General features: G+C 65.1%; 28 protein-coding genes and 2 tRNA genes. 14 read left to right on the plus strand and 16 right to left on the minus strand.

All coding sequences use genetic code 11. The features are described from left to right. The first annotated feature begins 6 nt into the window (after window positions 1-6). From AAFF27_20625 to AAFF27_20635, 3 genes are all read left to right on the plus strand, one after another. Window positions 7-357, plus strand: a complete 351-nt coding sequence (locus AAFF27_20625; protein XAH22399.1) for an arsenate reductase — start codon at window positions 7-9, stop codon at window positions 355-357. A gap of 114 nt (window positions 358-471) precedes the next feature. Then, a complete protein-coding gene (locus AAFF27_20630) occupies window positions 472-1194 on the plus strand; it encodes a glycine zipper 2TM domain-containing protein (GenBank protein ID XAH22400.1) in 723 nt (240 codons plus the stop codon). 82 nt (window positions 1195-1276) lie between these two features. Continuing rightward, a complete protein-coding gene (locus tag AAFF27_20635; protein ID XAH22401.1) occupies window positions 1277-1912 on the plus strand; it encodes a histidine phosphatase family protein in 636 nt (211 codons plus the stop codon). Here the strand turns inward: AAFF27_20635 and AAFF27_20640 are convergent. From AAFF27_20640 to AAFF27_20650, 3 genes are read right to left on the minus strand one after another with little or no spacing between them, the layout of a single operon-like run. Further along, window positions 1904-2476 (minus strand): GAF domain-containing protein, encoded by a 573-nt coding sequence (locus AAFF27_20640; GenBank protein ID XAH22402.1) that lies wholly within the window; start codon window positions 2474-2476, stop codon window positions 1904-1906. The genes AAFF27_20635 and AAFF27_20640 overlap by 9 nt on opposite strands. Before the next feature lie 4 nt (window positions 2477-2480). Continuing rightward, window positions 2481-3446, minus strand: coding sequence for a tripartite tricarboxylate transporter substrate binding protein (locus AAFF27_20645; GenBank protein ID XAH22403.1), 966 nt, complete (start codon window positions 3444-3446; stop codon window positions 2481-2483). 59 nt (window positions 3447-3505) lie between these two features. Continuing rightward, complete coding sequence (locus tag AAFF27_20650; GenBank protein XAH22404.1) at window positions 3506-5344, minus strand: gamma-glutamyltransferase; 1839 nt, start codon at window positions 5342-5344, stop codon at window positions 3506-3508. 104 nt (window positions 5345-5448) lie between these two features. Here AAFF27_20650 and AAFF27_20655 point away from each other — a divergent pair, with 104 nt between their 5' ends. After that, entirely contained in the window at window positions 5449-6426 is a 978-nt protein-coding gene (locus tag AAFF27_20655) for a LysR family transcriptional regulator (protein XAH22405.1), read from the plus strand. On the opposite strand, the gene AAFF27_20660 is transcribed toward AAFF27_20655, so the two are convergent. Next, window positions 6389-6592: a hypothetical protein gene (locus AAFF27_20660; GenBank protein ID XAH22406.1), complete on the minus strand. Its 204-nt coding sequence runs from the start codon at window positions 6590-6592 to the stop codon at window positions 6389-6391. The two genes, AAFF27_20655 and AAFF27_20660, sit on opposite strands and share 38 nt — an antisense overlap. Before the next feature lie 674 nt (window positions 6593-7266). On the opposite strand from AAFF27_20660, the gene AAFF27_20665 reads away from it, so the two are divergent. The 5 genes from AAFF27_20665 (at window position 7267) to AAFF27_20685 (ending at window position 10667) form a co-directional block, all read left to right on the plus strand. After that, a complete protein-coding gene (locus tag AAFF27_20665) occupies window positions 7267-7632 on the plus strand; it encodes a PAAR-like domain-containing protein (protein XAH26279.1) in 366 nt (121 codons plus the stop codon). Window positions 7633-7658: 26 nt separating this feature from the next. Further along, complete coding sequence (locus AAFF27_20670) at window positions 7659-8696, plus strand: serine hydrolase (protein ID XAH22407.1); 1038 nt, start codon at window positions 7659-7661, stop codon at window positions 8694-8696. A gap of 398 nt (window positions 8697-9094) precedes the next feature. Next, window positions 9095-9319, plus strand: a complete 225-nt coding sequence (locus tag AAFF27_20675; protein XAH22408.1) for a hypothetical protein — start codon at window positions 9095-9097, stop codon at window positions 9317-9319. Further along, window positions 9297-9551: a hypothetical protein gene (locus AAFF27_20680; GenBank protein XAH22409.1), complete on the plus strand. Its 255-nt coding sequence runs from the start codon at window positions 9297-9299 to the stop codon at window positions 9549-9551. Before AAFF27_20675 ends, AAFF27_20680 begins: the two co-directional genes overlap by 23 nt. Before the next feature lie 417 nt (window positions 9552-9968). Continuing rightward, entirely contained in the window at window positions 9969-10667 is a 699-nt protein-coding gene (locus AAFF27_20685) for a response regulator transcription factor (protein XAH22410.1), read from the plus strand. Between the two features lie 99 nt (window positions 10668-10766). Here AAFF27_20685 and AAFF27_20690 read toward each other — a convergent pair whose 3' ends face one another. The 7 genes from AAFF27_20690 to AAFF27_20720 form a co-directional block, all read right to left on the minus strand. Beyond that, the gene (locus AAFF27_20690; protein XAH22411.1) at window positions 10767-11639 is read right to left on the minus strand and encodes a sterol desaturase family protein; all 873 of its coding nucleotides are present in this window, start codon (window positions 11637-11639) and stop codon (window positions 10767-10769) included. Between the two features lie 355 nt (window positions 11640-11994). After that, a tRNA-Ser gene (locus tag AAFF27_20695) sits at window positions 11995-12081 on the minus strand. Window positions 12082-12119: 38 nt separating this feature from the next. Then, the gene (gene hemW / locus AAFF27_20700; protein ID XAH26280.1) at window positions 12120-13292 is read right to left on the minus strand and encodes a radical SAM family heme chaperone HemW; all 1173 of its coding nucleotides are present in this window, start codon (window positions 13290-13292) and stop codon (window positions 12120-12122) included. A 196-nt stretch (window positions 13293-13488) separates the two neighbouring features. After that, window positions 13489-14091 (minus strand): RdgB/HAM1 family non-canonical purine NTP pyrophosphatase, encoded by a 603-nt coding sequence (gene rdgB, locus AAFF27_20705; protein ID XAH22412.1) that lies wholly within the window; start codon window positions 14089-14091, stop codon window positions 13489-13491. A 45-nt stretch (window positions 14092-14136) separates the two neighbouring features. Continuing rightward, window positions 14137-14892, minus strand: a complete 756-nt coding sequence (rph, locus tag AAFF27_20710) for a ribonuclease PH (GenBank protein XAH22413.1) — start codon at window positions 14890-14892, stop codon at window positions 14137-14139. A gap of 28 nt (window positions 14893-14920) precedes the next feature. Beyond that, entirely contained in the window at window positions 14921-15820 is a 900-nt protein-coding gene (locus AAFF27_20715) for a PP2C family serine/threonine-protein phosphatase (GenBank protein ID XAH22414.1), read from the minus strand. After that, window positions 15817-16839, minus strand: coding sequence for a serine/threonine-protein kinase (locus AAFF27_20720; protein ID XAH22415.1), 1023 nt, complete (start codon window positions 16837-16839; stop codon window positions 15817-15819). Before AAFF27_20720 ends, AAFF27_20715 begins: the two co-directional genes overlap by 4 nt. A 102-nt stretch (window positions 16840-16941) precedes the next feature. Between AAFF27_20720 and AAFF27_20725 the strand changes: the two genes are divergently transcribed. After that, window positions 16942-17856 carry a YicC/YloC family endoribonuclease gene (locus AAFF27_20725; GenBank protein ID XAH22416.1) on the plus strand — a complete coding sequence of 305 codons (915 nt, stop codon included), beginning with the start codon at window positions 16942-16944 and terminating at the stop codon, window positions 17854-17856. Window positions 17857-17920: 64 nt separating this feature from the next. On the opposite strand, the gene AAFF27_20730 is transcribed toward AAFF27_20725, so the two are convergent. Both AAFF27_20730 and AAFF27_20735 read right to left on the minus strand, forming a co-directional pair. After that, entirely contained in the window at window positions 17921-19213 is a 1293-nt protein-coding gene (locus AAFF27_20730; GenBank protein XAH22417.1) for an aminotransferase class V-fold PLP-dependent enzyme, read from the minus strand. Window positions 19214-19216: 3 nt separating this feature from the next. After that, window positions 19217-20113, minus strand: a complete 897-nt coding sequence (locus tag AAFF27_20735; GenBank protein ID XAH22418.1) for a transporter substrate-binding domain-containing protein — start codon at window positions 20111-20113, stop codon at window positions 19217-19219. Window positions 20114-20255: 142 nt separating this feature from the next. On the opposite strand from AAFF27_20735, the gene AAFF27_20740 reads away from it, so the two are divergent. From AAFF27_20740 to AAFF27_20755, 4 genes are all read left to right on the plus strand, one after another. Continuing rightward, on the plus strand, window positions 20256-21185 hold the full coding sequence (locus AAFF27_20740) for a LysR family transcriptional regulator (GenBank protein XAH22419.1): 930 nt from the start codon (window positions 20256-20258) through the stop codon (window positions 21183-21185). A gap of 120 nt (window positions 21186-21305) precedes the next feature. Continuing rightward, on the plus strand, window positions 21306-21926 hold the full coding sequence (gmk, locus tag AAFF27_20745) for a guanylate kinase (GenBank protein ID XAH22420.1): 621 nt from the start codon (window positions 21306-21308) through the stop codon (window positions 21924-21926). Between the two features lie 18 nt (window positions 21927-21944). Further along, entirely contained in the window at window positions 21945-22145 is a 201-nt protein-coding gene (rpoZ, locus tag AAFF27_20750; GenBank protein ID XAH22421.1) for a DNA-directed RNA polymerase subunit omega, read from the plus strand. A 133-nt stretch (window positions 22146-22278) separates the two neighbouring features. Beyond that, window positions 22279-24549 carry a bifunctional (p)ppGpp synthetase/guanosine-3',5'-bis(diphosphate) 3'-pyrophosphohydrolase gene (locus AAFF27_20755; GenBank protein ID XAH22422.1) on the plus strand — a complete coding sequence of 757 codons (2271 nt, stop codon included), beginning with the start codon at window positions 22279-22281 and terminating at the stop codon, window positions 24547-24549. On the opposite strand, the gene greB is transcribed toward AAFF27_20755, so the two are convergent. The 3 genes from greB to AAFF27_20770 form a co-directional block, all read right to left on the minus strand. Then, window positions 24546-25097 carry a transcription elongation factor GreB gene (gene greB / locus AAFF27_20760; protein XAH22423.1) on the minus strand — a complete coding sequence of 184 codons (552 nt, stop codon included), beginning with the start codon at window positions 25095-25097 and terminating at the stop codon, window positions 24546-24548. The genes AAFF27_20755 and greB overlap by 4 nt on opposite strands. A 68-nt stretch (window positions 25098-25165) precedes the next feature. Then, window positions 25166-25242 (minus strand) — tRNA-Arg (locus tag AAFF27_20765). A gap of 67 nt (window positions 25243-25309) precedes the next feature. Then, complete coding sequence (locus tag AAFF27_20770) at window positions 25310-26368, minus strand: hypothetical protein (GenBank protein ID XAH22424.1); 1059 nt, start codon at window positions 26366-26368, stop codon at window positions 25310-25312. Between the last annotated feature and the right edge of the window lie 10 nt (window positions 26369-26378).

Consider the following 26378-nt stretch of genomic DNA (forward strand, 5'->3'; position numbering starts at 1 on the left):
CAACCCATGACCACCCTCTACGGCATTCCCAATTGCGACACGGTGAAGAAGGCGCGCGCCTGGCTGGGCGCGCAAGGCCTGGATCACCATTTCCATGACTTCAAGAAAAACGGCGTGCCCACGGCGCAGCTGGACCACTGGCTGTCCACCGTTGGCGCGGCCACGCTGGTCAACCGCCGCGGCACGACCTGGCGCAAGCTGGCGCCCGAGGCCCAGGCCGCCGCCGATACGGACGCCGGCGCCCGCGCGCTGATGCTGGAGCAATCCAGCGTGATCCGTCGCCCGGTGGTGGAGTGGCCGGATGGCAGCGTGACGGTAGGTTTTGACGCTGCCGACTGGGCGCAGCGGGCCGGATAGCCATCTTTCACGATTGCTTACAGACCTTCATTTGGGGGGCGCAAGGGAACCTGGGAGCCCGGAATAGACTCCTAGACACGTAGGGCGCATACCGCGCCTCGTAAGGAAAAGTCCATGAAAACCATCCTGGCATTTACCGCAGTCGCCCTTGCCGCAGGCAGCGCCGCTGCACAGACCGGCCCGCGCGAGATGGGCCGGGTTCTCAACACCACCCCCGTGGTGCAACAAGTGGCCGTGCCGCAACAGTACTGCGGCACACAGCCCATGCTGACGCAGTCACAGCCCTCCGGCGCAGGCGCCGTGATAGGTGCAGTGGCCGGCGGCGTGCTGGGCAATGCCATCGGGCATGGCAGCGGCCGCGCAGCAGCCACGGCTCTGGGCGTCTTCGGCGGCGCCGTAATGGGCAACCAGGTCGAAGCCAATGGCTCCACCCGGGTACAGAACGTTCAGAACTGCGTCACGCAGACCGCCTACGAAAACCGCACCGTGGGCTACGACGTAACCTACGAATACGCCGGCCGCCGCTACAACACGCGCATGGCCAGCGACCCGGGCCAGTGGGTGCCGGTGCAGGTGGGTGCGGCATCCGACAACTACCAGGCACCACAGCAACTGGCGCAGGACTACGGCGCGCAGCCCGCCTACAGCGAGCCAGGCGTGGTGGTGTCGTCGCCCAGCTACTACGCCGCCCCCCCGGTCGCCTATGCGCCGCCGGTCTACCCTGTCGCTTATCCGACCTATCCGGCCTACTACGGCGCGCCCGTGGTGGCGCCGATCGGCCTGTCGCTCAACCTGGGCTACAGCCGCGGTTGGGGTGGCGGTCACCACTGGCGTTGAAAACGGTGGCCGCATTTGCGGCGCAAACGGATTTAAATGAAAAGTGGGATTGCTAAATTGGCATTCCAATAGAGCAATCTCCATGCCCATTCCCGCCAACCCCGCCCTGCTGTTTGGCCAATGCGCCGCCGCACACCGCTGGGTGCCGGCGGCGCAGCAGTTTTATTTCCTGCGCCACGGCCAGACGGCCCGTAACGCATTGCGCATCTTCCAGGGACCAGAAGAACCGCTGGATGCCACCGGCCAGGCCCAGGCCGAGCGTGCAGGCCACACGCTGGCCGCCACCGGCGTACCGATCACCAGCATCGCCTTCAGCGACATGCTGCGCACCCAGCAAACCGCAGAGGCCGTCAGCCGCCACCTGCCCACGGCCACGCGGCTCCCGCTGCCTGACCTGCGCGAGCGCAACTTCGGCGCGCTGATAGGCACGTCTTCCGAGCAACTGGCCTGGGACTGCGATCCGGTGCAAGGCGAAACACTTGCGCAATTCGTCGAACGCACCGCCGCCGGCTTGCAAACCGCGTTGGCCTTGCCGGGGCCGGTGCTGGTGGTAGCCCACGGCGGTACGTTGCATGCCCTGGCCGCGCTGCTGCAAATCAAGACCACCGCCGCGTTGTTCGCCAACGCGCATCCCCTGCAACTGGCCCCGGGGGCGGATGGCTGGACCGCTACGGCGCTGGCTGCAGCGGCGGCGGACCAGCGGCGAGATCTATCCTGAAGAATGGGCAACCGCCGCGAGTTCAAGGACTACGCGACTGCGGACCCGCAGCACCCAGGGCGTTGCCACTACGGCCAGCAGGCGCACCAGCATCAGCTCGCGCGGCAACCAGCGGGGCCGCGTACCCAGCACATTGAAGGTGGCAACACAGGCACCCGCCTCGTCCAGCAGCGGTACGTTGACCACCGCTTGCAGGCCCAGGACCGCGATGCGGGCATGGTCATCGAAGACCTCCGCCAGCGCAGCGCCGCCTTCGCCAACGAAGACCTCGCCACGCTGCAGCAACTGCCGCGTCCACGGTGTCATGGCCTTGCGTTTGCGGCCGGCGATGGGGTAGGCCTGCGGGTTGGAAGTCCACAGGCGCTGTAGCTCGATGGTTTCACCATCAGCATCGCTGCCACCCGGCGTGGCGTCGATGTTGACCGTCAGCAGCCCCTCGCCCAACAGTTGCTGCCGCACGCCGTTGAGGATGTGCATGGCCTCGTCCAGGCCCGGCGCCCGGGGCAGTGCCTGGCACAGCGCCAGGCAGACTGCGGGCGGCAGGCTCAGCGCACCGTCGTCCATGGCCTCAGTCAACCTTGATGCCCAGGTCCCGAATGATCTTGCCGTAGCGCTCGGCGTCGCGCTGCAGCACGGTGGCGAACTGTTCGGCGCTGCCCTTGACGATCTCGACGCCCATGGCGTCCATGCGGGCACGCAGCTGGGGGTTGGCGAGTGCGGTGTTGATCTCGGTGTTGAGTTTGTCCACCAGGTCCTTGGGCATATTGGCCGGACCAAAGGCGCCGTACCAAACCCCCAGCTCGTAGCCCGGCAAGGTCTCGGCCACCGCGGGAACGTCGGGCAGCAGGGCCGAGCGCTTGGACTCGGTCACGGCCAGCAGCCGCAGCTTGTCGGCCTTTACATGCGGCAGCGTCTGCGTGCCGGCAGAGAACAGCACCTGGGTCTGGTCGGCCACCGTGTCCATCACGGCCGGCGCGCCGCCGCGATAGGGAACGTGCAGCATTTCGATGCCGGCGGCCTTCTCAAACAGCACGGCGCTCAGGTGGTTGGTGGAGCCACCGCCGGCCGAGGCATAGGCCAGCTTGCCGGGGTGGGCACGGGCGTAGGCAATGAGTTCCTTCACGTTCTTGGCCGGCACCGAGGGATTGACCACCAGCGTGTTGACCACGTTGGCCATCTGGGCGATGGGCGTGAAATCTTCCACGCCGCGAAACGGCATGTTGGGTATCAGCGCCGGGTTCATCGCGTGGGTGCTCATCGAGCCAATCAAGAGTACATAGCCATCAGGCTTGGCCTTGGCGACAAAGTTCGAGCCGATGTTGCCCGAGGCCCCGGCGCGGTTGTCGACGATGACCGGCTGGCCCATGGACTTGGTCAGCTGCTCGGCCAGGGCGCGGGCCAGGATATCGGTGGAGCCACCCGCGGCCCAGGGCACAATCAGCGTGATGGGCTTGTCGGGGTAGGCGGCAGAAGCCAGCGAGGCAAAGCCGCACAGGGCGGCGAGGGCCAGACAACGGCGGATTCGAGACAGCATGGCAATGACTCCAGAAAAAGGTGAAAAGAAAAAGACAAAAGGCGGGACAAGGACGGTGCTTAACGGCCCACGGCATAGCCCTGCATGCCGCGCGGGTTGGCCGCGGCGCGCAGCACCAGGCGGCCCTGGCGATCACGCTCGCGGCTGCAGGCAGACATGCGGCTCTCGGACCAGGCATCGCCCACCTTCACGTCATGGCCTGCGGCGCGCAGCGCATCGATCACCTCGGGCGCCAGGCGCGACTCGACGGTCAGGCGGTTCAAGGTGGTCTGGCGCGGCCAGAACGAGGAGGGAAAGTGGTCCACATGCCAGGCCGGCGCGTCTATGGCCTCTTGCAGGTTCATGCCGTGCAGCGCGTGGCGCAGGAAGAAGGCGGGCGACCATTGGTCTTGCTGGTCGCCGCCCGGTGTGCCAAAGACCATGTAGGGCTCGCCATCGCGCAGCGCCAGCGAGGGCGACAGCGTGGTGCAAGGCGGCACGCCCGGCGTCACGCTATTGGGCAGGCCGTCATCGAGCCAGGTCATCTGCAGCCGCGTGTTGAGCGAGAAGCCCAGCGCCGGTATCACCGGGCTGGACGACAGCCAGCCGCCCGAGGGCGTGGCCGCCACCATGTTGCCGTGGCGGTCGATCACGTCGATGTGGCAGGTGTCGCCCACGAAGATCTCGCGCTCTTGCCACTCGGCCATGGGTGGCAAGGCCGCAAAGGTGGGCTCGCCAATGCCAAAGCGAGTATCGGCCGTGAGCAAGGTGCGGCGCGCCACATCAAGGTCGGGCAGGCGCGGCATATGGCCGCCCGGCGCACCCGGCTGCAAGGCTTGTGCGGCCTGCTCGCCCACGCCCTGCCAGCGCTGCCGCAGGTAGTCGTCAGACAGCAGCGCCAGCTGTGCCTCGCGCGAGGCGCCCGGCGCGCTGCCGTACCACGCCAGGCGGTCGGCCATGGCCAGCTTGGCAGCCTCGGCAAGGCGGTGCACAAAGCCCGCGCTGTGCGGCGCGTGTTGCCCAAGCCCTGCGTGGCGCAGCATGCCGATCTGCTGCAGAAAGGCCGGCCCTTGGCTCCAGAAGCCGCACTTGGCCAGGGTGTAGCGGCCAAAGTCCAGCGTCAGCGGGGCCTCGACCGTGGGCGCCCAGCGCGCCATGTCGTCATAGCGCAGCAGGCCGGCGTGCTTCTCGCCCGTGCCGTCCTGCACTTGCTCGGTGCGGTAGTAGGTGTCTATCTCACGCGCCACAAAGCCCTGGTACCAGCAGGCCAGCGCGGCATCGATCACCGCGGTGCGGCCCTCTGCCTGTGCCTCTGCGGTGCCAACAATGCGCTCATAGGTCGCCGCCAATTGCGGCAGGCGGAACAAGGCGCCCGGCGCCGGCACCCGGTTGTCCGGCAGCCAGACGGCGGCGGACGAAGCCCATTGCTGCCGAAACAGATCCTGCACCGCGACGATGGCCTGCACCGCGCGCGGGATCAGCGGAAAGCCGTCACGCGCATAGCCGATGGCCGGCGCCAGCACATCTGCCAGCGACCAGGTGCCATGGTCGCGCAGCATGGTCAGCCACGCACCAAAGGCGCCAGGCACGGTGGCCGGCAACAGCCCAATGCCGGGCACCTGCTCCAGGCCCAGACGGCGAAAGGCCGCCGCCGACGCCTCGGTCGGGGCCGGCCCCTGGCCGCAGACCGACAACATGCGGCGCTCGCGCTCGCTCCACAGCAGGATCGGTACCTCGCCACCGGGGCCATTCAAATGCGGCTCGACCACCTGCAGCACAAAACCGCCCGCCGCTGCCGCATCAAATGCATTGCCGCCGCGCTCCAGCACGCCCATGGCGGTCTGCGAAGCCAGCCAATGGGTGGACGCGGCCACCCCATGGGTGCCGACGATTTCAGGGCGGGTAGTGAAGCTGCTCATGCTGTGTTGTGGTGCGTACTGGAAAGCGCCGCAGTGTAGAAGCATGAAATAGACCAATTAACATATTAATGAATAGATGTATTCATGAAATAACATTCATCCCTATGCCTCTCCTGCCCGACCCACTGGCCCATCGCCTGGAAACCCGCCTCAAGATGCGGCACTACGCCCTGCTGCTGGCGGTGGACCGGCATCGCTCCATCACCCGCGTGGCCGAGCTGCTGTCGCTGAGCCAGCCCACCGTGACCCGCGCGCTGGCCGACATCGAGGACATCTTCATGGCGCCGCTGTTCTCCCGCAGCCGGCGCGGCCTGGAGCCCACGCCCGCAGGCAACGTGGTGCTGGCCCGCGCCCGGCTGGCGGTGGCCGACAACGCAGCGCTGCAGCAAGAGTTGCGCGCCGTGGGTGCGGGCCACCAGGGGCGGCTGCGCATCGGCCTGATCCCCTATGTGTCGACACCCACGCTGGACGCCACCTGGCAACACCTTTTTGCGCTGCAGCCACGGCTGGCCCTGCTGGCACATGAGGACACCACCCACAACCTGGTCATGGGCCTGCGCAACCGCACGCTGGACTGCGCGATCTGCCGCTTCTCGCACGACAGCACCGACGACGACATGGTGCAAGAGCTGCTTTACCACCAGCAGGCCTGCTTGGTCGTTGCGCAGCCCAGTGCAACCCTGCTGGCGCAGCAGTCATCGCTGAACGTCACGCAGCTATCCGAAATGGACTGGATCTTGCCGCCGCCCGACACACCGGTGCGGCAGATGATCGATGCGCTGTTCGCCGCTGCAGGCCGCACCGTGCCCGTGCCTTTGATGGAAGCCTATGCGCCGCGCACCATCGCGTCGGCCCTGCGGCAAATGCCACGCGGCATCACCGTGCTACCGCGCGATGTGGCCGATGCCGTGGTCGCCACGGGTGCCGCCCAGGCCATGCCACAAGCGCTGCCATGGCGCCTGCCGCCGGTCGGGCTGGCCTGGCTGCGCGACTCGCCCAAGGCGGCCGTCGCCGCCGCGCTGGCGGCTGCGGTACGCCCGCCGATCAATGCTCACGCAGCAGGCGCCGCCCTTTCACTGTGATTTCCAATTGGCCGTGCTCGTCGCGATCGACCACCCCGTGGTCGATCAGTTCGGGCGCCAGGCGCAAGTGCTGGGTCGGCTCGCCCTCTGCCAGCGCCAGGTCTAGCGAGCGCAGTGCGGCGGTATGGGCCGGCGTCAGGGTGAAGGCGGTGGTGGGCTGTGTCATGGGGGAACTCCTGGCATGCGGGCGACAGCGCCCGCTGAGCGCAGTTGTGGACCGCAGAGCTCCCCGCCCCCATAGGCAAGCTGCGCAGCCGCCTGTAGGAGTGGGCTTGCAATGCTCGATTTACTATCAAAAGTAGAGCAAATAGTCCAGGCAGATATTGGGCTAGAGGCCTAAAACACCTAAAGTTTCAATGCACTGACAGATCGGATGCGCCCGGCCTGCTCCTGGAGCAGGTGCCATCCTCGAAGGCCATGGCGACTGCATTGGCACCTGGCGCCCGTCTAGCCGCAACGAAATCACGGAATTCCGCGATTCCCCCAACGCCGGCAATTTGTGACATTTCCTAGCGCGTGCAAGCCGCGTCACACGCGCAGGAATATGTTGCAAACGCAGGGGAACCGAGCCCAATGAGCACCGCCCGCCACAGCGTGACACCCGAGGCATTTGCCCAGCGCCCGTTGCTTTCATTTCCCGCCGCACCGGCCCCCGGTGGCAGCACGGGCCCGGCGACAGGCTGTCGTCCACCGCCCGCCATGGCGAGCCCGCCACTCACGGCTTCGGGCCCATCGAGTTCGAACTCGCGCCCGAGCTGGGGGTGGTCGGCTCCGGCGCGGCTTGCTGCGACGGGCATGGCCAGACAGGCCATTGCGACATCGCTCCGGTGCTGGTGCAGCCTGGTGCCTTTCACACCGGTAAGCCGGCGAGCGAACCGTTCTACATCTGGTTCATCGAGACCCACGCCCTTTCCCAACATCGGCATGCCGCCGATGGGCGCCGGCACCACCGCCAAGGTGCTGGTGTCGGGCATGCCGGCACTGACCAAGACCTCGAAGATACCGATGACCAACGGCGACCAGGGCGGGGCTGCGGGCGGCGTGGTGTGGGGGCAGATCATGGTCGAGTTCGTGCAGGGCAGCACCGAGGTCAAGTTCGAAGGCCAGTTCGCCGTGCGGCTGTCCGACCCGACCAAGCAGAACAAGGGCAACGCGATGGGCGCGGTGCTGGCCCCCAGTCAAAGCAAAGTCATGGTGATGAGCTGATGACCAACCAAGGAAGAAAGAAACAGATGCCCTCCATAGACAAGCACCGCAGGCAACTCCTGCACGGCATGGCCGGCGCCATGGCGATCCCGGCGCTCGGGGCCTGCGGCATGGGCCACGCGGCCGGCGCCGCACCGCCGTCGGTCGACGCCGCGATACGCGATTTTGCAAAGCTGCAGCCGGACACCACGAGTGCGCTGGTGCAGGTTGATGCCCCGCTCGGCGGATGGTCCGCCGGGCACCAGCCGGGCAAGCAGATCTTCGTCGGCAGCGCGGTCAAGACCTTCATCCTCGCCCAGTTCCTGCGCGATGCGGAGCAGTTGCGCGACAACATCTCCGAGAGCGCCGCCTGCACCATCGACGACGAGTACCGCTCGCCGGGAAGCGCCGTGTTGGGCGATCTCAGCGGCACGACGGCCTGGCGCAACGTGCTGGAGGCCATGATTTCTCACAGCGACAACACGGCCACCGACCTGGCCCTTGCACGCGTGGGGCCGGATCGCGTGCGCGCGCTGATCGCGCAGGCCGGGCTCTCGAACACGCAAATTCCAGACTCCACGCGCCGACTGTTCTCGTACCTGGCCGGTGCGCCCGCGGGCACCGATCTCGGCTGGTCGGGCATGCAGCGGCTGGCGCGCGGCGACAGCATGGGCTACACCGAGCGTGACGACGTGATCAATGCGCAGCAGTCCATGCTGAGCACCGCCGAGGACATGGTGCGCTGGTATGGCAATGCGCTCTCCGGGCGCTACTTCACGCAGGCAAAGTCGCGCACGGAGTTCAAACGCATCTCGTCCATGGCCGACGCCATGTCCTCCGTAGTGCCCGAGGGGCTGGAGGCCTACGGCAAGGGTGGGAGCATTGACTGGCGTGACTTTCACTGCATCGCCGTGCCGGGCCAGATGCTGGTCGACCGTGTTCCGGTGAACTTCTGCTTTGTGCTGAATTGGCGCGCTGGCGACTCGACCAGCATCACCCGCCTGCCCGATTTTGTCGCTGCAGTGTCGGCCGTTCTCTCTTCCACTGAACAGGCCGTTCGCTCTGCGGGCCTCACCCGGTCATGACGTTGACGAGCCTTCCCTTCGCCCATCTGTCGCAACGCGGCGCCCTGCGCGCCGCTGCGCCCGCCGCCGTGGTGCGGGGAATTACCGGCTGCGGCGGCAGCTCTGCGCAATCGCTCCAAGTCGACGCTGCAGCCCTCGCCGCCGAAGCGGTAGCGGTAGTGCGCGGGCGCGTAGTCGTGGGCCACAGCTTCGATACAAAGCTGCGCACGCTCGAACACCGGCGGCGCAATCTCACCTTCGGCGGGGCCACCGCCGAGCATGGAACCCATGCCTGCCCCAGAACGAAGGCATGGGCGCCCAGGCCGTCTCGCCGCGGCGCGGCTGTGCGCGCGTGGTCACCGCCTGCGTCTGCGTGACGGCCTGTACGCGCACCACGGTGCGTCCTCTTCGAGAACGAGTTGGAGACGCTGCAAGGCTATCCGGGTGCAAATGGCATCGTGAACTTCGCAGAGGACTTCCGCGCCGGGGCCCATGTGTTCGGGGCCAGCGACTTCCCGGCGCCACGGGATCGACTCTCTGCGCTGCAAGTGCCCCGCATCAACGTGCGCTACGACTTCGAGGGACAGGACGAACTATTGAAGACCACCGGCCGCATCGCGGATGCTTCTGCGCCGCCGCGATGAACTGGCCACAGAAAGGCAGCGCCTTGCTGCCCAGCAGATCAGCGACGCGCAGGCACTCATCGAGGTCCGGGCGCCCGGCGCGCAGGGCGAACCGCTGCTCGAGGTAAGCGTGCCGCCGCGTATCGGCGCCTGCTGGAGCAGCGACAGCCGCATCCGGTCACCGCAAACCCTGCAGGCCATGTTCGGGGCCCTGCTCGATGCATCCGCCCCGCAGGAAGCGGCGCCGCCATGAGGCCTTCAGGACCATCCCTTTCAGGGTCTTAGTTCTTTGCGCTTGTAAAGCGGTCAAATTGGTAGCGGAGCAGTTCGCGCCTCCCATGGCCCGCAAAGCAGGCGAAACACCCGGGCAAAGGTGTCGTGTGAGGCGATGCCCAAGGGCAAGGACCTTGAGCGCCACAGTCTTCGGGGCGCCTACCTAATTTCGGGTATTCCCAGCGACCGCGGATACACGTAAAACAGGCCAAGAAGACAGCAGCACGGCAGTGCGCCCCTGCGGCCGCTCCGAAGTGGCCGCCAAGCAGCCACGCGAAAGGACGCGCCCGCTGTGCAAAAGCCCTCACTTGCTCACGTTATAAGCAGCCCTCTCTGAGAGGTGCTTTCGTTTCGAATTGCCATGCCACCCTCTGCCGATGTAACCATGCAACGAATATTGATCCTCGACGACGATCCGTTGGCACGCATGCGAATACGCCGTATCGTGAAACGCATACGACCTGAGGCTGTGTGCACCGAAGTGGCTTCCCTGGCGCAGGCGATGACCCTGCTCGAATCCTGCACCTTCCAGCTTGCCTTGGTCGACATCGGTCTGCCCGATGGGAACGGCATCGAACTGCTCGAATGGCTGCAATGCCGCGCGCCGCAAACGGAGACGGTGATCATCTCGGGCCAAGGAGACGACGCGACGGTCCTGCATGCGATTCGTGCAGGCGCCGTTGGCTATCTCCAGAAGTATGGCGACGACACCGAGATCGAACTGTCACTCGCCAGCCTGCAACGCGGCGGCGCCCCGATTGATCCGATCATTGCACGGCGCATTCTCGCGATGATCAGCATGCCCCTAACGCCGCCGACACCCGAGGCGCCGATCCACATACCCGCGGCCATTTGGACGAAATCTGCATCCAACCCCAAAGGCAGATCGGACACGCCGCAGCCCAGTCTGAGCGAGCGCGAGACAGCCGTCCTGAAGCTCATCGCCCAAGGCTGCAGCAACCCCGAGATTGCAACGCTGTTGTTCGTCTCTATCAACACCATCGAATGCCACGCCAAGAACATCTATCGCAAGCTCGCCGTGCATTCCCGATCAGCCGCGGTACACAGCGCACGCACCAGCGGCCTGCTGGGATGACCCTTTCCGGGCATCACACGCATCGTGGGCTAAACAAGCGGCTCCGCGCCTGCGCCCCGCGTGCCGCTGCTTACCGCTTTCGCGATGCGCACGCCCTTTTCATTGCGCGGCTTTGCGCGCCTGCCGGGTCGTCTGGGAGCTACCGTCCGGACTCCACCCGGGAGGCTGGAAGAGATAGTTGAAAACGTCCGACACGCTGCGTGCCTTCTTCAGATCCTTCGCAATGCCCCACCATTCGTGAAAGGCAATGCGCACAGGATTGAAAGTCTCGATGTTCTTCGTCAGTCCGAAGTGGGGGGTCACCGATTCCGGGGTGAACGTTCCGAACATGCGGTCCCATATCGACAGAGTGCCTGCGTAGTTCTTGTCGAGATACTCGAAATTGCTGCCGTGGTGCACTCGATGTTGCGACGGCGTATTGAAGATCGCCTCGAACCAGCCGGGCATCCGTTTCACGGCCTGCGTGTGGATCCAGAACTGGTACATGAGGCTGGCGGACTGCATGAAGAGGATCATCTTCGGATGAAAACCAATCAGTGGCATCCACGCCCAGAACAGGAAAGTACCGCTGATGGTGCCGGTCCAAGTCTGACGCAAAGCCACCGAGAGGTTGTACCTCTCCGAAGAGTGATGCACTGAATGCGAAGCCCAGAACCAGCGCACCTCGTGACTGAACCGATGGAACCAGTAGTAGCTGAAGTCATCAGCCAGGAAGCACAGTGCCCACGCCCACCACACGGCAGTGGGAATCGAGAAGAAACGATATTGATAGAGCCAGCTCAGAAAGAACAACATCGCGCTGGCGCTGAGCAACGCGACAACCAGGTTTCCGAGGCCCATCACCACATTGGCCCACGCGTCTTGCGATGCGTAGAGCTGGCTGCGCACCTTGAACGAATAGGCGATCTCGACCCCGATCAACAGGGCGAAAGCCGGCAGCGCAAAAAGAATGATGTCAGGAAGATCGTGCATTGGCAGCTCGGCACCGTAAGCTTCAATCGCTTGATCTTCGTACCGCCCATGCTGCTTGGAAATAACGGAATTCCGTGAATTTCAGTACGCTGGCACGACTCCACACCAGTTCGTCCGGATTGAGATCGGGTGCCCGCCCGGCAGGAGGTGCATGCGTGGGTCGCCTCTGCAAGTACGACTGAGAGTAGTCGACTGCTGGAGGCTTGCAGGGGCCGAGCAATGCCGCCTTGCTGCCGGGCATGTGGGCTGCACCGTGCTCGAGGCGGAGCAAGAAACTCTGCCAAGCACAAAAATAAAACGCGCAGGGCGCCTTGCCCACCCTGCCTGCAAACCCGCATGGATACAGGGTTTCCGGCGGAAGCGGTGAGATTCGAACTCACGGATGTCGTTAAACATCGCCAGTTTTCAAGACTGGTGCATTCAACCGCTCTGCCACGCTTCCGGAAGAGGGAGCCGCGATTCTAACGGCCCCGCGAGGCCTCAATCGGGCAGGAACAGCGACTGCAGGTCGCTGAGGAAATCAAAACCCTTTTCGGTCGGTTGCGCGCGTTGGAAGTCGCGCTGCAGCAGGCCACGGCGCTCGGCTTCGGCCAGGGCTGGGCCGATGGCGGCCAGCGACAGGCCGGTGCGGTCGGCAAAGTCCTGCAGCAGGAAACCTTCGCGCAGGCGCAGGGCGTTGAGCATGAATTCGAACGGCAGCTCGGCACGCTTGACTTCGTTTTCCTGCGCGATGGCGTTGCCGGCCAGTGCGCGCTCCATGTAGAGCGCCGGCTCGCGCACGCGCACTTGGCGCACCACCCGGTGGGCAAAGCTGAGCTTGCCGTGCGCGCCTGCGCCAATGCCCAGGTAGTCGCCAAACTGCCAGTAGTTGAGGTTGTGGAAGCAGCCGTGGCCGGGCTTGGCGTAGGCGGATATCTCGTAGCGCGCCAGGCCCGCCGCCGTGGTCATCTCGGTGACGCAGTCGAGCATGGCGTAGGCGGTGTCGTCCTCGGGCACGACTGGCGGGAACTTGGCGAAGTAGGTGTTGGGCTCGATGGTGAGGTGGTAGATCGAGATGTGCGGCGGCCCCAGCGCCAGCGCGGTGGCCACGTCGTCTTCGAGCTGGGCCATGCTCTGGCCCGGCAGCGCATACATCAGGTCGAGGTTGAAGGTGTCGAACGATGCCGCCGCCTCTTCCACCGCAGCCAGCGCCTGGGCGCGGTCGTGCACGCGGCCCAGGGCCTGCAGGTGCGCATCGTTGAAGCTCTGCACGCCCACCGACAGGCGCGTGACGCCCGCCGAACGAAAGGCGCGAAAGCGGTCGCGCTCGAAGGTGCCGGGGTTGGCTTCGAGCGTGATCTCGGCATCAGCGGCAAGCCGTACCCGCGCGCGGATGGCGCCAATCAGGCGCTCGATGGCCTCGGGCGAGAACAGGCTGGGCGTGCCGCCGCCAAAGAACACGCTCTGCACCGTGCGGCCCCAGATCAGCGGCAGCGAGGCCTCCAGGTCGGCCACCAAGGCGTCGACATAGCGTTGCTCGGGCACGGCATGGCCGCCCTCGCGCAGCTCGTGCGAGTTGAAGTCGCAGTACGGGCACTTCTTGAGGCACCAGGGCAGGTGCACGTAAAGCGACAGCGGCGGCAGCGCGCCCAGCTGCAGCGTGCCGGGGCGCATGTAGTGCTGCGGGTCCGGCAGGCTGCCGGCTGCGGGCGCGGCTGCCGGCGTGATGGGGATCGTCACGTCCACTGCTCCCTGATAGGCAGATCACACACCAAAAACACCGCGGAACCGGCTTTGCCGGGCCGCTGGTGTTGCCCCCTGCAAGGGGGTTGGCGCAGCGACACGAAGTGCGCGAAGACTGGGGGTGAGCTCATTTCATCCAGCGCTCACGCACCAGCGCAAGCATCTGTTTGGCGGCAATGCCGCGATGGCTGTTGGCGTTCTTCACTTCGGCCGGCAGTTGGGCAAAGGTCTTGCCAAAGGCCGGCACGAACATCACGGGATCAAAACCGAAACCGCCGTCGCCGATCGGCTCGCGCGTGATCTCGCCGGCAACGCGGCCGGCCGCGATCAGGGGTTCGGGGTCGTCCACGCGGCGCACGCCCACCAGGGTGCTGACCATGGCGGCGCGGCGGTCATCCACGCCGGCCATTTGCTCCAGCAAGGCGCGCACGTTGTTCTGGTCGCTCTTGGGGTAGCCGAACTGCATGGCGTAGTAGGCGGTATCCACGCCCGGCAGGCCACCAAAGGCCTCGACGCACAAACCAGCGTCGTCGGCGATGGCGGGCAGGCCGCTGACATGCGCCGCATGGCGCGCCTTGGCCAGCGCGTTCTCGACGAAGGTGCGATGCGGCTCATCTGCCTCGGGAATGTCCAGGTCGCCCTGGCGCAGCAGCTCCACGCCCAGCGGCGCGAACATGGCTTGCAGTTCTGCCAGTTTCCCCCGGTTGTTGGATGCGAGTACGATTTTCATAGTAAAAAGTGGCTCTAGCCCAGGCGCAGCCTGGGCTATTAGCTATTAATTAGATAGTGCCTGCCGCTGCAGCAGCACCAGCTCGGCAATGCCCTTCTCGGCCAGCGCCAGCAGGCGGTCCATCTCGGCGCGGGTAAAGGCCGCGCCTTCGGCGGTGCCCTGCACTTCTATGTAGTGGCCGGCGCCGGTCATGACGACGTTCATGTCGGTGTCGCAGCCAGAGTCTTCGATGTATTCCAGATCCAGCAAAGGCACGCCATCGACGATGCCGACCGAGATCGCCGCCACGTGCTCGCGGATCGGCGAAGCCGAGAGCTTGCTCTGCGCCATGAGCTTGTTCACCGCATCCTGCGCCGCGACAAAGGCGCCGGTGATGGCCGCAGTACGCGTGCCGCCGTCGGCCTGCAACACGTCGCAGTCGAGGTGGATGGTGCGCTCGCCCAGCGCCTTCAGGTCGAACACGGCGCGCAGCGAGCGGCCGATCAGGCGCTGGATCTCTTGCGTGCGGCCGCTTTGCTTGCCGCGTGCGGCCTCGCGGTCGCTGCGGGTGTGGGTGGAGCGCGGCAGCATGCCGTACTCGGCCGTGACCCAGCCCTCGCCCGAGCCGCGCTTGTGCGGCGGCACCTTTTCTTCGACCGAGGCGGTGCACAGCACACGGGTATTGCCAAACTCGATCAGCACCGAGCCTTCGGCATGGATGGTGTAGCCGCGCGTGATGCGCACGGGGCGCAGGGCGTCGGCAGCGCGACCGCTGCGCACATAGGAAGAAGCGGCAGCCGTGCTGCCAGTGGGATCGCTCATGGTGGTCCGGAAAGGAAAGAGGAAAGAATCAGCGCCGCCGCGCCGCCGAGCGCCGGATGGCCTCGTTGATCTCGGCAATGGAGCGCTCGATGGCGGCGTCGTCCAGGTCATCGGCCGAGCCGTCGGGCACGCCGGCCTGGATGGTCGAGGCAAAGACCCCGTCACCGATGGTGTCGGTGGATATGCCACGCGTGGGCTCGAAGTCAGGGGCTTCCCACTCGAGCGCCACGGCGGTGACATTGTCGCTGCTTGGCCCGGCGTTGCGCAGAGCGCGCTCCACCAGCTCGGGTACGGCCGAGGCCACCGGGTGGGCGCCGACCACGCTGGCGATCTCGGTGTCGCTCAGCATGTCCCACAGCCCATCGGAGCACAGCAGGATGCGGTCGCCGCTCTGCAGCGGCATGGGCGCCGCCACGTCGAACAAAGGCCGCGTGGGCGAGCCCAGGCAGGTGAACAGCACGTTGCGGTTGGACTGCGGCGGGCGAAACGAGGTGATCTCGCGGCGCTCGGTGTACGAGTGGTCGCGCGTGCGGGTCACCAGGCTGCCATTGCGCACCAGGTACAGGCGCGAATCACCGCAATGCGCCCAGGTCGCCTGCCCGTCCTGCAACACGGCCACCACCAGCGTGGTGCGCGGCGAATCCAGCAAGCCCTTGGACGATGCATAACGCAGCAATTGCTGGTGCGCCGCCAAAACCGCCTCGTTCAGAAAGCCGGACACATCCGCCAGCCCCGGCTTGGCATAGCGCTGAAACAAGGCAGACACCGTCTGCAGCGCCAGCTGCGCGGCCACCTCGCCCTCGGGGTGCCCGCCCATGCCGTCGGCCAGCACGAACAGGCCGGCCTGCCGGGTGTAGCAGTAGCCCATGCGGTCTTCATTGAGCTCGCGGCCGCCCTTGCGGCTGACCTGGAAAACGGAGAATTTCATTGCACTGGCGCCTCAAAACCACTGCCACGCATGGCCTTGCGCGCCGGGGCCGGCTTGCGGCCATCAGACACCAGCGCATCCAGCTGCAAGCGCATGCGTTCGCCCACCGACAAGCGCGTGTAGCGCCGCTCCACCGGGCGGCCCAGCTCCTTCTGCAACGCGAACACCGACTGCGGCCGCGCCATAGGATCGAGCGACATGCACCACTGCACCATCTCGATCAGGTGGTCGGAATAAACGCCGCGCAGCCGCGACAGGGCCATCGCCAGGCGGTCCTTGTCCTGGCGCTGCGGCACGTCGTTGGGCGGATAGCCCTGCATGCAGGCATAGATGCAGGCGCCGACCGCGTAGATGTCGGTCCAGGGGCCAAGCGCGGCATCACGCTTGTACATCTCGGGCGCGGCAAAGCCCGGCGTGTACATGGGGCGCACAAAATGGTTGTCCTTGCTGAGCACCTCGCGCGCCGCGCCAAAGTCGATCAGCATGGCCCGGTTGTCGTCGGTGATGAAGATGTTGGCAGGCTTGATGTCCAGGTGCAGCATCTTGTGCTGGTGCACGATGCGCAGGCCGCGCAGCACCTCGTCGAACAACGAGCGGATGGTGGACTCACGAAACACCTTGGCGGCCTTCTGCTCGCGCGCCGTGATGACGAAATCCTGCAGCGTGTCGCCTTCCAGGTAGTTCATCACCATGTAGACGGTTTCGTTCTCGCGGAAGAAATTGAGCACGCTCACCACCGAGGGGTGCGATATCTGCGCCAGGGCCCGCCCCTCTTCAAAAAAGCTCTTCAGGCCCAGTCGGTAGAGAGACAGCTTCTCGGCAGGCACCTTGGGCAGCAGGTCGTCCGCGCCGCGAGTGGCGAGGGAGGCAGGCAGGTATTCCTTGATGGCCACCTGCTGGCCTTCGCCGTCGCGCGCGAGGTAGACGATGCCAAAACCGCCCGCCGACAGGCGGCGAACCACGCGGTATCCGCCGATCACCGAATCGGGCGGCAACGGCGCCGGTTTGGTCTTGGTCATGCGGGAAGGCCAGGAAGAAGATGCAAAGGCGGCAGGGGCGCTTCGCGGACGCGGGCAATCCCCAGGGTATTCTCGGGAGTCTTCCAACGATCAATGAATCACATGCCAGTTTACAGCATGACCGGTTACGCCAGCGTGCAGCACGGTGCGCCTGCCGGCGAGGCCGAAGCCGCTGGCCGCAACACCCCGACGCGCCGCCTCGGGCTGGAAATCCGCGCGGTCAACAGCCGCTTTCTCGACCTTGCCTTCCGCCTGCCGGACGAGTTGCGCCAGTGCGAGCCAGCCCTGCGCGAGCGGCTGACCGCCCGCCTCAAGCGCGGCAAGGTCGAAATCCGCGTCGCCCTGGAGCAGGACAGCGGCAGCCTGCCCGAGCCGTCGGTGCGGCTGCTGCAGCGCCTCAACTCGCTGCAGGACACGGTACGCGCCTGGCTGCCCAGCGCCGCCCCGCTGTCGGTGGCCGACGCACTGCGCCTGGGCGCTGCCGAGCAAGCCCCCGAAGGCGACTGGAGTGAAGCCCTGCTGCCGCTGGCCGACCGCGCCATTGCCGACTTGCTGGCCGCGCGCCAGCGCGAGGGCGAGCGCCTGGCCAGCATGCTGCACGACCGTGTGTCACAACTGCGCGCCCTCGCCAAGCTGGCCACGCCCCTGGTGCCGCAACTGGTCGAGCAGCAACGCCAGCGCTTCATGGAACGCTGGCGTGAGGCCATGGCCCTGGCCGAAGGTGCCACCCTACCCGAAGCCGCGCAGGACCGGGCTCTGTCAGAGGCCACCGCCTTCGCCATCCGCATCGACGTGGCCGAGGAAATCACCCGCCTGGACTCGCACCTGGACGAAATCGACCGCCTGCTGAGCAAGGGCGGCGAAGCCGGCAAGCGGCTGGATTTCCTGATTCAGGAACTGCACCGCGAAGCCAACACCCTAGGCTCCAAGTCCGCAGCACTTGAGCTCACCCGCATCTCGGTCGATATGAAGGTGCTGATCGAGCAGATGCGCGAGCAGGTGCAGAACATCGAGTGAGGTTTTTCGGGGTGGCGCCGGGCCGCCCCAAAAGATCACCGACCGATATGCCGGCTGATGACGCTCAGATGTCGGCAGCGATCTCGCACGTGATCCGCAGGAACTTCTCGATATCCGCGATGGAGTTGCAATGCAGCGGCGACACCCGCACAGTGCCCGCCAGCCCGAAGGATTCGAGCATGCGCTTCGAATAGATGCTGGTCGCCACGCGCTCGTAGACGGTCACGCCGCGCTTGCCGTACTCCACCACCGCCTGCGTGCAGTCGATGTGGTCGAAGCCGATACCCAGGATCAGGTCGCGCTTCGTCAAATCTTCGTGGTCAAGAAAGACGTTGACGCCCTTCAGCTCGCGCATGCCGGTGGCGCGCTCGTTGCCGTCCAGCAGCACCGCCAGCAGTGCGCGCTCGTGCAGCTCGATGCGCGTGATGCCCTCAACGAACAATGCACGGCGCTCGGTGGCATCGGTGAAATGGCCACCCAGCCAGCACACGTAATCGACGATCTCAGTAAGCACCGCGAACTGCCACGGCGCCGAGCTGCCCAGGTCCCAGTAGTCGGGCTTCTTGGCGGCCAGCTTGTGGTGCGGCAGCACGGCCGCGCGGTCAGACACCCACGACAGCCCAGAGCCCCGGCAGCCGAAGAACTTGTAGGGCGCAATGTTGACGCCATCCACCGGCGTCTTCTGCAGGTCGATAAGGCCGTGCGGCGCATGCTGCACAGCGTCCACCAGGATGTACAGGTCGGGCTTGATCTCGCGCGCACGGCGCACGATCTCGGCCATGTCGAGCTTGGCGCCGGAGATGTTCGACGCGTAGATCACGTTGAGCAGGCAAGTGTCCTTGTCGACCAGCCGCACGATCTCGTCCACATCAACGCCGCCGGTGACGGGGTTGCTCTGCGCCACGCGCAGCTCGCGGCCGAGGCGCTGGGCATAGAGGCTCATCGCGTCGAAGGCCGAAGGGTGCTCGAGCACCGTGGTGACCATGTTCGTGCCCGGCACGTTCTCGGCCACCGCGCGCACCATGTCGAACATGGCGCCCGAGGCGGTGAGCGAGGCGTACACGCTGCCGCCCTGTGCATTCAGGATGATGCGCAGGTCGTCGCTGCCCTTGGCCTGGATGTTCTGCAGCTCGACCGCCGTGGCGTGGATGCGCTCGGCGTTGTCTGGAATGGCGTCGATCTGCGCGAAGCGCTCGGCTGCAGCCTTGAGGCGGAACGAGCCGCCGGCGTTGTCGAAGTACAGGCGCTCGCGGCCGTGGTGGTCATGGTCGACCTGCAGGAAGCGCGCTTTCACCTCGCGCATCAGCGTATCGGAGAAAGCTGCACCTTGGGGGTATTGCGAATGCTGGGAAGCCATCGCTCAGACGCCCTTGTTGTTGGGGTTCTTGTAGATCTCGCGCACCGCGTCCGACATCGGGAAGTCGAGGTTCGCGTTCTTCGGCGGGATCGGCGACATGAACCACTTGGCATACAGCTGCTCGATGGCCCCCGACTTCATGAGGCCGGTAACGGTCTCGTCCACCAGCGCCTTGAACTGCGGGTCGTCCTTGCGCAGCATGATCCCGTAGGGCTCCTGGCGCAGCGACTCCTTCAGGATCTTGTAGTCGCCGGGGTTGGGCGAGCTGGCGATCATGCCGGCGAGCTGCACATCGTCGAGCACATAGGCATCGGCGCGGCCGGTGGACAGCAGCAGGAAGCCGTCGGAGGTGTCCTTGCCAGCGATCTCGTTCACTTCGATGGTGCCGTTCTTGCGCGCGCCGCGCAGCAGTTGGAGCGAGGTGCTGCCCGAGACGGTGGCCACGTTCTTGCCGTTGAGGTCCGCGAACGAATTGATGCCCGAGTTCTTGCGCACGGCAGCCGTGATGTTGGTCACGAAATGGCTGGGCGCAAAGTCCACCTGCGTCTGGCGCTGCGTGGTGTTGGTGGTGGTCGCGCAGTCGAGGTCGACGGTGCCGTTTTGCAGCAGCGGGATACGGTTGGTCGAGTTGAGCATGGTGTAGCGCACCTCGAGCTTGGCCAGGCCCAGCTTGGCCTTCACCGCGTCGACGATCTTCAGGCAGATGTCATTGGTGAAGCCGATGGGTACGCCGTCAGCGCTGAGCTTGTACGAGAACGGGATCTGGCTGTCGCGCGCGCCGATCAGGATCGCTCCGTTCTCCTTGATCTTCTGCAGCGTGCCGCCCTCCTGGGCGCTGGCGGCGCCGCAGGCGAAAGCGATGGTGAGGCCAAGTGCGAGGGGCAGTGTCCTGAAATCCATGGTCGGGTTCCTTGAAGAGTCGATGACGGTGGCGTTTAGTGATCTTCGGCTTCGCCATTAATTTCTAAAAGCGATTTTTTGTGATCGAATCACATGAATAAAAGCGTTTTTTAGTTGGACTCCACCAAAACCGCGCACCGCAATGACCTTCAAGCAACTCGAAGCCCTGTACTGGATCGCACGGCTCGGCGGCTTCGCGCAGGCGGCCAACCAGCTCAACACCTCGCAGTCCGCCATTTCCAAGCGGGTGCACGAGCTGGAGCAGTTGTTTGACACCGAGTTGTTCGACCGCAGCCAGCGCGCCGCACGGCTCACCGAGAAGGGCGAGGAGATGTTCGTACTCGCGCAGAAGCTGCTGGCGCAACGCGACGCGGCGGTCGAGCAGTTCGGCAAGCCCGGCGTGGTGGAACGGCGCATCCGCATCGGCGTGACCGAACTCACCGCCATGACCTGGCTGCCGCGCCTGGTCGGGCTGATCCGCCAGCACTACCCCAAGGTAATTCTCGAGCCCGACGTGGACGACAGCCTGAAGCTGCGCGACAAGCTTCTGGCCGACGAACTAGACCTGGTCATCGTGCCCGACACCTTTGCCGACTCACGCATGCAGCACAAGCTCATCGGCAAGGTCCGCAGCGTGTGGATGTGCAAGCCCGGCGTAGTAGCCACCACCGGCACCATGCGGCTACACGAGCTCGCTCGGCAGCGCATGCTGGTGCAAGGCAACAACTCGGGCACCGGCCGCGCCTACGACACATGGATGAAGGAGCAAGGCGTGCAGCCGGCCGACGTGATCGTGGTGAGCAACCTGGTGGCCCTCACCGGGCTCACGGTGTCCGGCCTGGGCGTGAGCTACCTGCCGCGCCAGTGCCTGGAGCCGCTGGTGGCAGCGGGCATGCTCGCGGTGATCGACGTAACGCCTGCCTTGCCGCCCGTGCACTACGTGGCGATGCACAAGGGCGAGCATCGCAGCGCGCTGACTTCTTCCATTGTGATGCTGGCGCAGGAATGCTGCGATTTCACACGGATGTTCCAGGCACAGGTGCCGGGGGAGGACGAAGCCTCGCGGGACTGACCCACGCTGCTGGCTGCTTATCTATAAAAATCAACAACTTGGAGTGCCGCTCGCGCTTCCGGTGCAAAATATCGAGCGATCCCGCCCGCCGGGAATCCCCTCACCGCCTCACTGTCTCGCATGGACTATCCCGGAAATCTCTTCGTCGTCGCTGCCCCCAGCGGCGCAGGCAAATCAAGCCTCGTCAAAGCCCTGATGGAGCTCGACTCCCAGGTGCAGCTCTCCGTCTCCCACACCACGCGCGCACCGCGTGGCCAGGAAAAGCACGGTCGCGAGTACTTCTTCGCATCGCACCAGGAGTTCGACTCCATGGTCAGCAGCAACGCCTTCGTCGAATGGGCACATGTCCATGGCGAGCGCTACGGCACTTCCAAGAAGGCCATTGAAGAACGCGTGGCCATGGGTGCCGATGTCATCCTGGAGATCGACTTCCAGGGCGCCGTGCAGATCAAGCAGACCTTCGCCAACGCCGTGCTCATCTTCATCCTGCCGCCCAGTTGGGAAGAACTGCGTGCCCGGCTGGAGCGCCGTGGCGAAGACGCGCCCGATGTCATCGAACTGCGCCTGAAGAACGCTGCCGCCGAGATGGCCGAAGCCCGAAAATTCGACTACGTTATAATCAACGAGTTGTTCGAGCGTGCGCTTTTTGACCTCAAAGCCGTGGTCCATGCCCAGCGCCTCAAGTTCGCGGCCCAGCGCCGCGCCCGCGCCGACACCTTCAAGTCGCTCAATATCACCTAGTTCCCCCGGAGGTTCCCCATGGCCCGTATCACCGTTGAAGACTGCCTGCTGCAGATCCCCAATCGGTTCCAGTTGGTGCTTGCTGCCACCTACCGCGCCCGCATGCTGAGCCAGGGACACGCCCCCAAGATCGAAAGCAAGAACAAGCCCGGCGTTACTGCCTTGCGCGAAATCGCTGAGGGCAAAGTCGGCATCGAGATGCTGAAGAAGGTCCCCTGACCGCCTCCCCGGGTCGCGTTCCGCACCGAAGAACACCGCAATGCGGTGTTTTTTTTTGGTCGAACCGCATGAGCAGCGCGCGACTTTTGTTTCCCGTTGCACAGGGCTTTTTCTTGCGCGCTACATTTAAGGCATGACAGCGGTGCTGCAAACGTCCTCCCCCGCAAGTCCCTCCTCCGACACCCTGCTGCAAGGGGCGTCGAGCGCAGCTGCGGCCAACGCCGCAGCCGCCAGTTTCGCGGCGCTGACTGCCGGCCTTGATTACCTGGGCCCCACCGGGATCGAACAGGTACGCCAAGCCTACCGCTTCGCAGACGAAGCCCATCTGGGCCAGCTCCGCAACAGCGGCGAGCCCTACATCACACACCCGATCGCCGTTGCAGCCCAGTGCGCCACCTGGAAGCTCGACGCACAGGCTCTCATGGCCGCGCTGCTGCACGATGCGATCGAGGACTGCGGCGTCACCAAGGCAGAGCTGATCGAGCGCTTTGGCGCCCCGGTGGCAGAACTGGTGGACGGCCTCACCAAGCTCGACAAGCTGCAGTTCAACACACGGGAAGAAAACCAGGCCGAATCCTTCCGCAAGATGCTGCTGGCGATGGCGCGCGATGTCCGCGTGATCCTGGTCAAGCTCGCCGACCGCACCCACAACATGCGCACCATGGGCGACATGCCACGCGAGAAGTGGCATCGCATCGCATCGGAAACGCTGGATATCTATGCGCCCATAGCGCACCGACTGGGGCTGAATCAGACCTACCGCGAACTACAAGAGCTGTCCTTCCGCTACCTGCACCCGTGGCGCCACGCCATCCTCGCCAAGGCCGTGACCAAGGCGCGCAACCGCCGCCGCGACCTGTTGCGCAAGGTCCAGGCCGACGTGGACACCATCTTCACCGCGGCCAATATGCAGATGCGCATTGCCGGTCGGGAGAAAACCCTCTACTCCATCTACCGCAAGATGGAGGACAAGAACCTGAGCTTTGCGCAGGTGACGGACATCTACGGCTTTCGCATCATCGTGCCGGGCGTAACCGACTGCTATACCGCGCTCGGCCTGCTGCACCAGATGTACAAGCCGGTGCCAGGCAAGTTCAAGGACCACATCGCGATTGCCAAGCTCAACGGCTACCAGTCGCTGCACACTACGTTGGTCGGCCCCTCGGGCATCAACATCGAGTTCCAGATGCGCACCGAAGAGATGCACATCGTGGCCGAGGCCGGCGTGGCAGCGCACTGGCTCTACAAGGCGGATGATCCGGGTGAAAGCGCCGAGCGGCATGGCACGCAATGGCTGCAGTCGCTACTCGACATTCAACAGGAAACCCGCGACGCCGCAGAGTTCTGGGACCACGTCAAAGTGGATCTGTTTCCCGACGCGGTATATGTCTTCACGCCCAAGAGCCAGATCATGGCTCTGCCGCGCGGCGCGACCGTGGTGGATTTTGCCTATGCAATCCACACCAATGTCGGCGACCGCACCGTTGCCGCCAAGATCAACGGCGAACAAGTCCCACTGCGCACCGAACTCAAGAACGGCGACGTGATCGAAGTCACCACGGCACCGGTGTCCAACCCCAACCCTGCATGGCTGGGTTTCGTTCGTACCGGGCGAGCACGCTCGAAGATTCGGCACTACCTGAAAACACTGGAGCAGACCGAATCCCAGTCGCTGGGAGAAAAGCTGCTCACCCAGGCGTTGCGCGCCGAAGGCATAGAGCGCCTACCGGAACATGACGCCGATCACCAGCCGATCTGGGACAAATTGCTGCGCTTCACCGGCAACCGCGACCGTGCAGAGTTGTTGACTGACGTTGGCCTGGGCAAGCGCATTGCCAGTATCGTGGCCAAGCGCCTGATGATCCTGCTCACCGAAGACGGCGCACGCCCGAATGCACTGCTACTCACCCGCGAGCGCTATACCTCGCACGAGAACCTGTCGCAGGGCGCCGTGACGCTCGACGGCAGCGAGAATGCCTCGGTGCAATACGCCAAATGCTGCCGCCCCGTACCCGGTGACCCCATCGTGGGCTACCTGGGGCGCGGCGAGGGCCTGACCGTCCACACCGCCGATTGCGCCGTAGCCAACCGACTGCTGCACAAAGACAGCGAGCGCTTCATCGCTGTGGCCTGGGCCGACGAACCTGTGCGCCCCTTCGAAACCGGCGTTATCGTGACCGTCACCAACCGCAAGAGCGTGCTCGCACGTGTGTCTGCAGAGCTGGCCCGCGCGGAGGTGGACATCACCCACGTGGACATGGGCGAAGAGGCGGCACTCGACACCACCGACCTGCGCTTCGTCATTGAGGTGCGCGATAGCGCCCACCTGGAAACAGCGCTGCGCAACCTCAACCGCACCCCCTCGGTGCTGCGCACGCGGCGGATCAAGCCAGCGGCAGGCTAATCCACCGGGTAGGACACCGACAGCACCTCGATGTCCCGCGCGCCAGCGGGCGTGACCAGGCGCACGACGTCACCCTCCCGCGCCTTCAGGAGCGCCTGGGCAACCGGTGATATCCAGCTTACTTGCTGCTGCGCGCTCTCGGATTCGTCTATGCCCAGAATGGTGACGCAGCGCTCCTCGCCCTCGTCATCGTAGGTGACCGTCGCGCCAAAAAACACTTGGTCCTTGCCCGCATGCACGCGCGGGTCCATGACCTCGGCGATCTCCAAGCGCTTGGTCAAGAAACGGATGCGCCGATCGATTTCGCGCAGGCGCTTCTTGCCGTAGAGATAGTCGCCGTTTTCAGAGCGATCCCCATTGCGGGCCGCCCAGTGCACGGCCTCAACCACCTTGGGGCGCTCGTTGTCCATCAGGTCCAGCAACTCGGCACGCAAGCGCGCGTAGCCGGCGGGCGAGATGTAGTTCTTGCGCCCTGCCAACGGGGATTGCGCAGCGGGGGCGTCATCACCCTCGTCGTCGTCCGTCTCTTTGGTGAAGGCTTTGTTCATGCAGTACTCCGGCATGTACAACACAAAGGAAAAAGCCCCGGAACTTTGCAGTTCCGGGGCTATCCGTTTGGTGCGGCTGGCAGGAATTGAACCCACGACCCCTTGGTTCGTAGCCAAGTACTCTATCCAACTGAGCTACAGCCGCCGAGCTTCGTATTATAGCGCAGTATTTCCGTCTTTCCCATCCCCGCGCAATTTTCCTGGCAATGAGATCAATCAGTGCGCAGAGCCAGCAGCGAAACCACGCGCTCACGGCTGATTCCGGTCAGTGCCGGCGCCACTGATGCTACAAAACGATAGTCCGAACTGCTGGCATTGTCCCGGAACTCCCGGCTGAAGTCTGCGGCCCAGCTTGGCATCACGGCACCTCCCATCCCAGCTTCGCCGATCTCCGGCCTGTCAGCCGCATCCGCCAGCTCTCGGCTCACATCCTGCCGGGCCTGACGCACCCGCCCTTGTGCAGCAGCGACATCACGCAAGGCGCCATGAAGGTCATCCATCCGCCATTGCTCCGGGGTAACAGCCGATGCCACGGCCTGCGGCCGCACGAGATGCATTTGCCCTGCGGGATAGCGCATGCCTCCACCGCGTATGGCCAAGGTGCCACGCACTGCCTCCCACTGGGCCTCAGGCACGTCGAACAGCAGGTCACCTTGCTCATTGGCCGTGACCCGGATGCCTGCAGGAAACAAGGCGAGATCCATGTGCCGCACCTGTGCAGCGGAGGGCAGGGCCGGGTCCAACGTCACGGGAATAGCCTGTCGCCCAGCCCCCGCCACGGAAAAGAACAAGGTCTCTTGCGCCTGAGCCTGCAGGCTGTGCACGTCCAGGCCAGGAATGCGAAAAGATTGGCGCGCCTGGCCGCGTGCACCAAACGCCAGTTGCCCGTCGAGGCTGCGTGCAGTGGCCTCACCTCGCTCATCCCAGCGCGCCACCAATTCGTGCAAGGCTGCGTTCAGCGTGCCGTCTTCAGCACGCGAACCGCCGGCCAGTGCTCCCTTGATGGCCGTGCCCAGTACCTGCAACTTGCCGGCAACGTCCCCCAGAAAGTCCAGGGTCTGTTGAGCGCTGGCCAACTGCAGGTTGTAGCCTGGGTCCCAGGCGCGCAAGCCTTTGCGCACCGGCACGGCCACCGGTGCGCTAGTGTCCAGCACAGCGGACCGACGATCGATGGCCTTGCCCGTGATGGGGTGCGGCACAGACACGGCCCCGCCCGCATGGGCCGCGCGCTCAGGAACAAACCGGGTGGAGGCAGGCGACTCAACCTGCATGATGTCGCAG

Source organism: Xylophilus sp. GW821-FHT01B05, assembly GCA_038961845.1.
Lineage (GTDB): Bacteria > Pseudomonadota > Gammaproteobacteria > Burkholderiales > Burkholderiaceae_C > Xylophilus.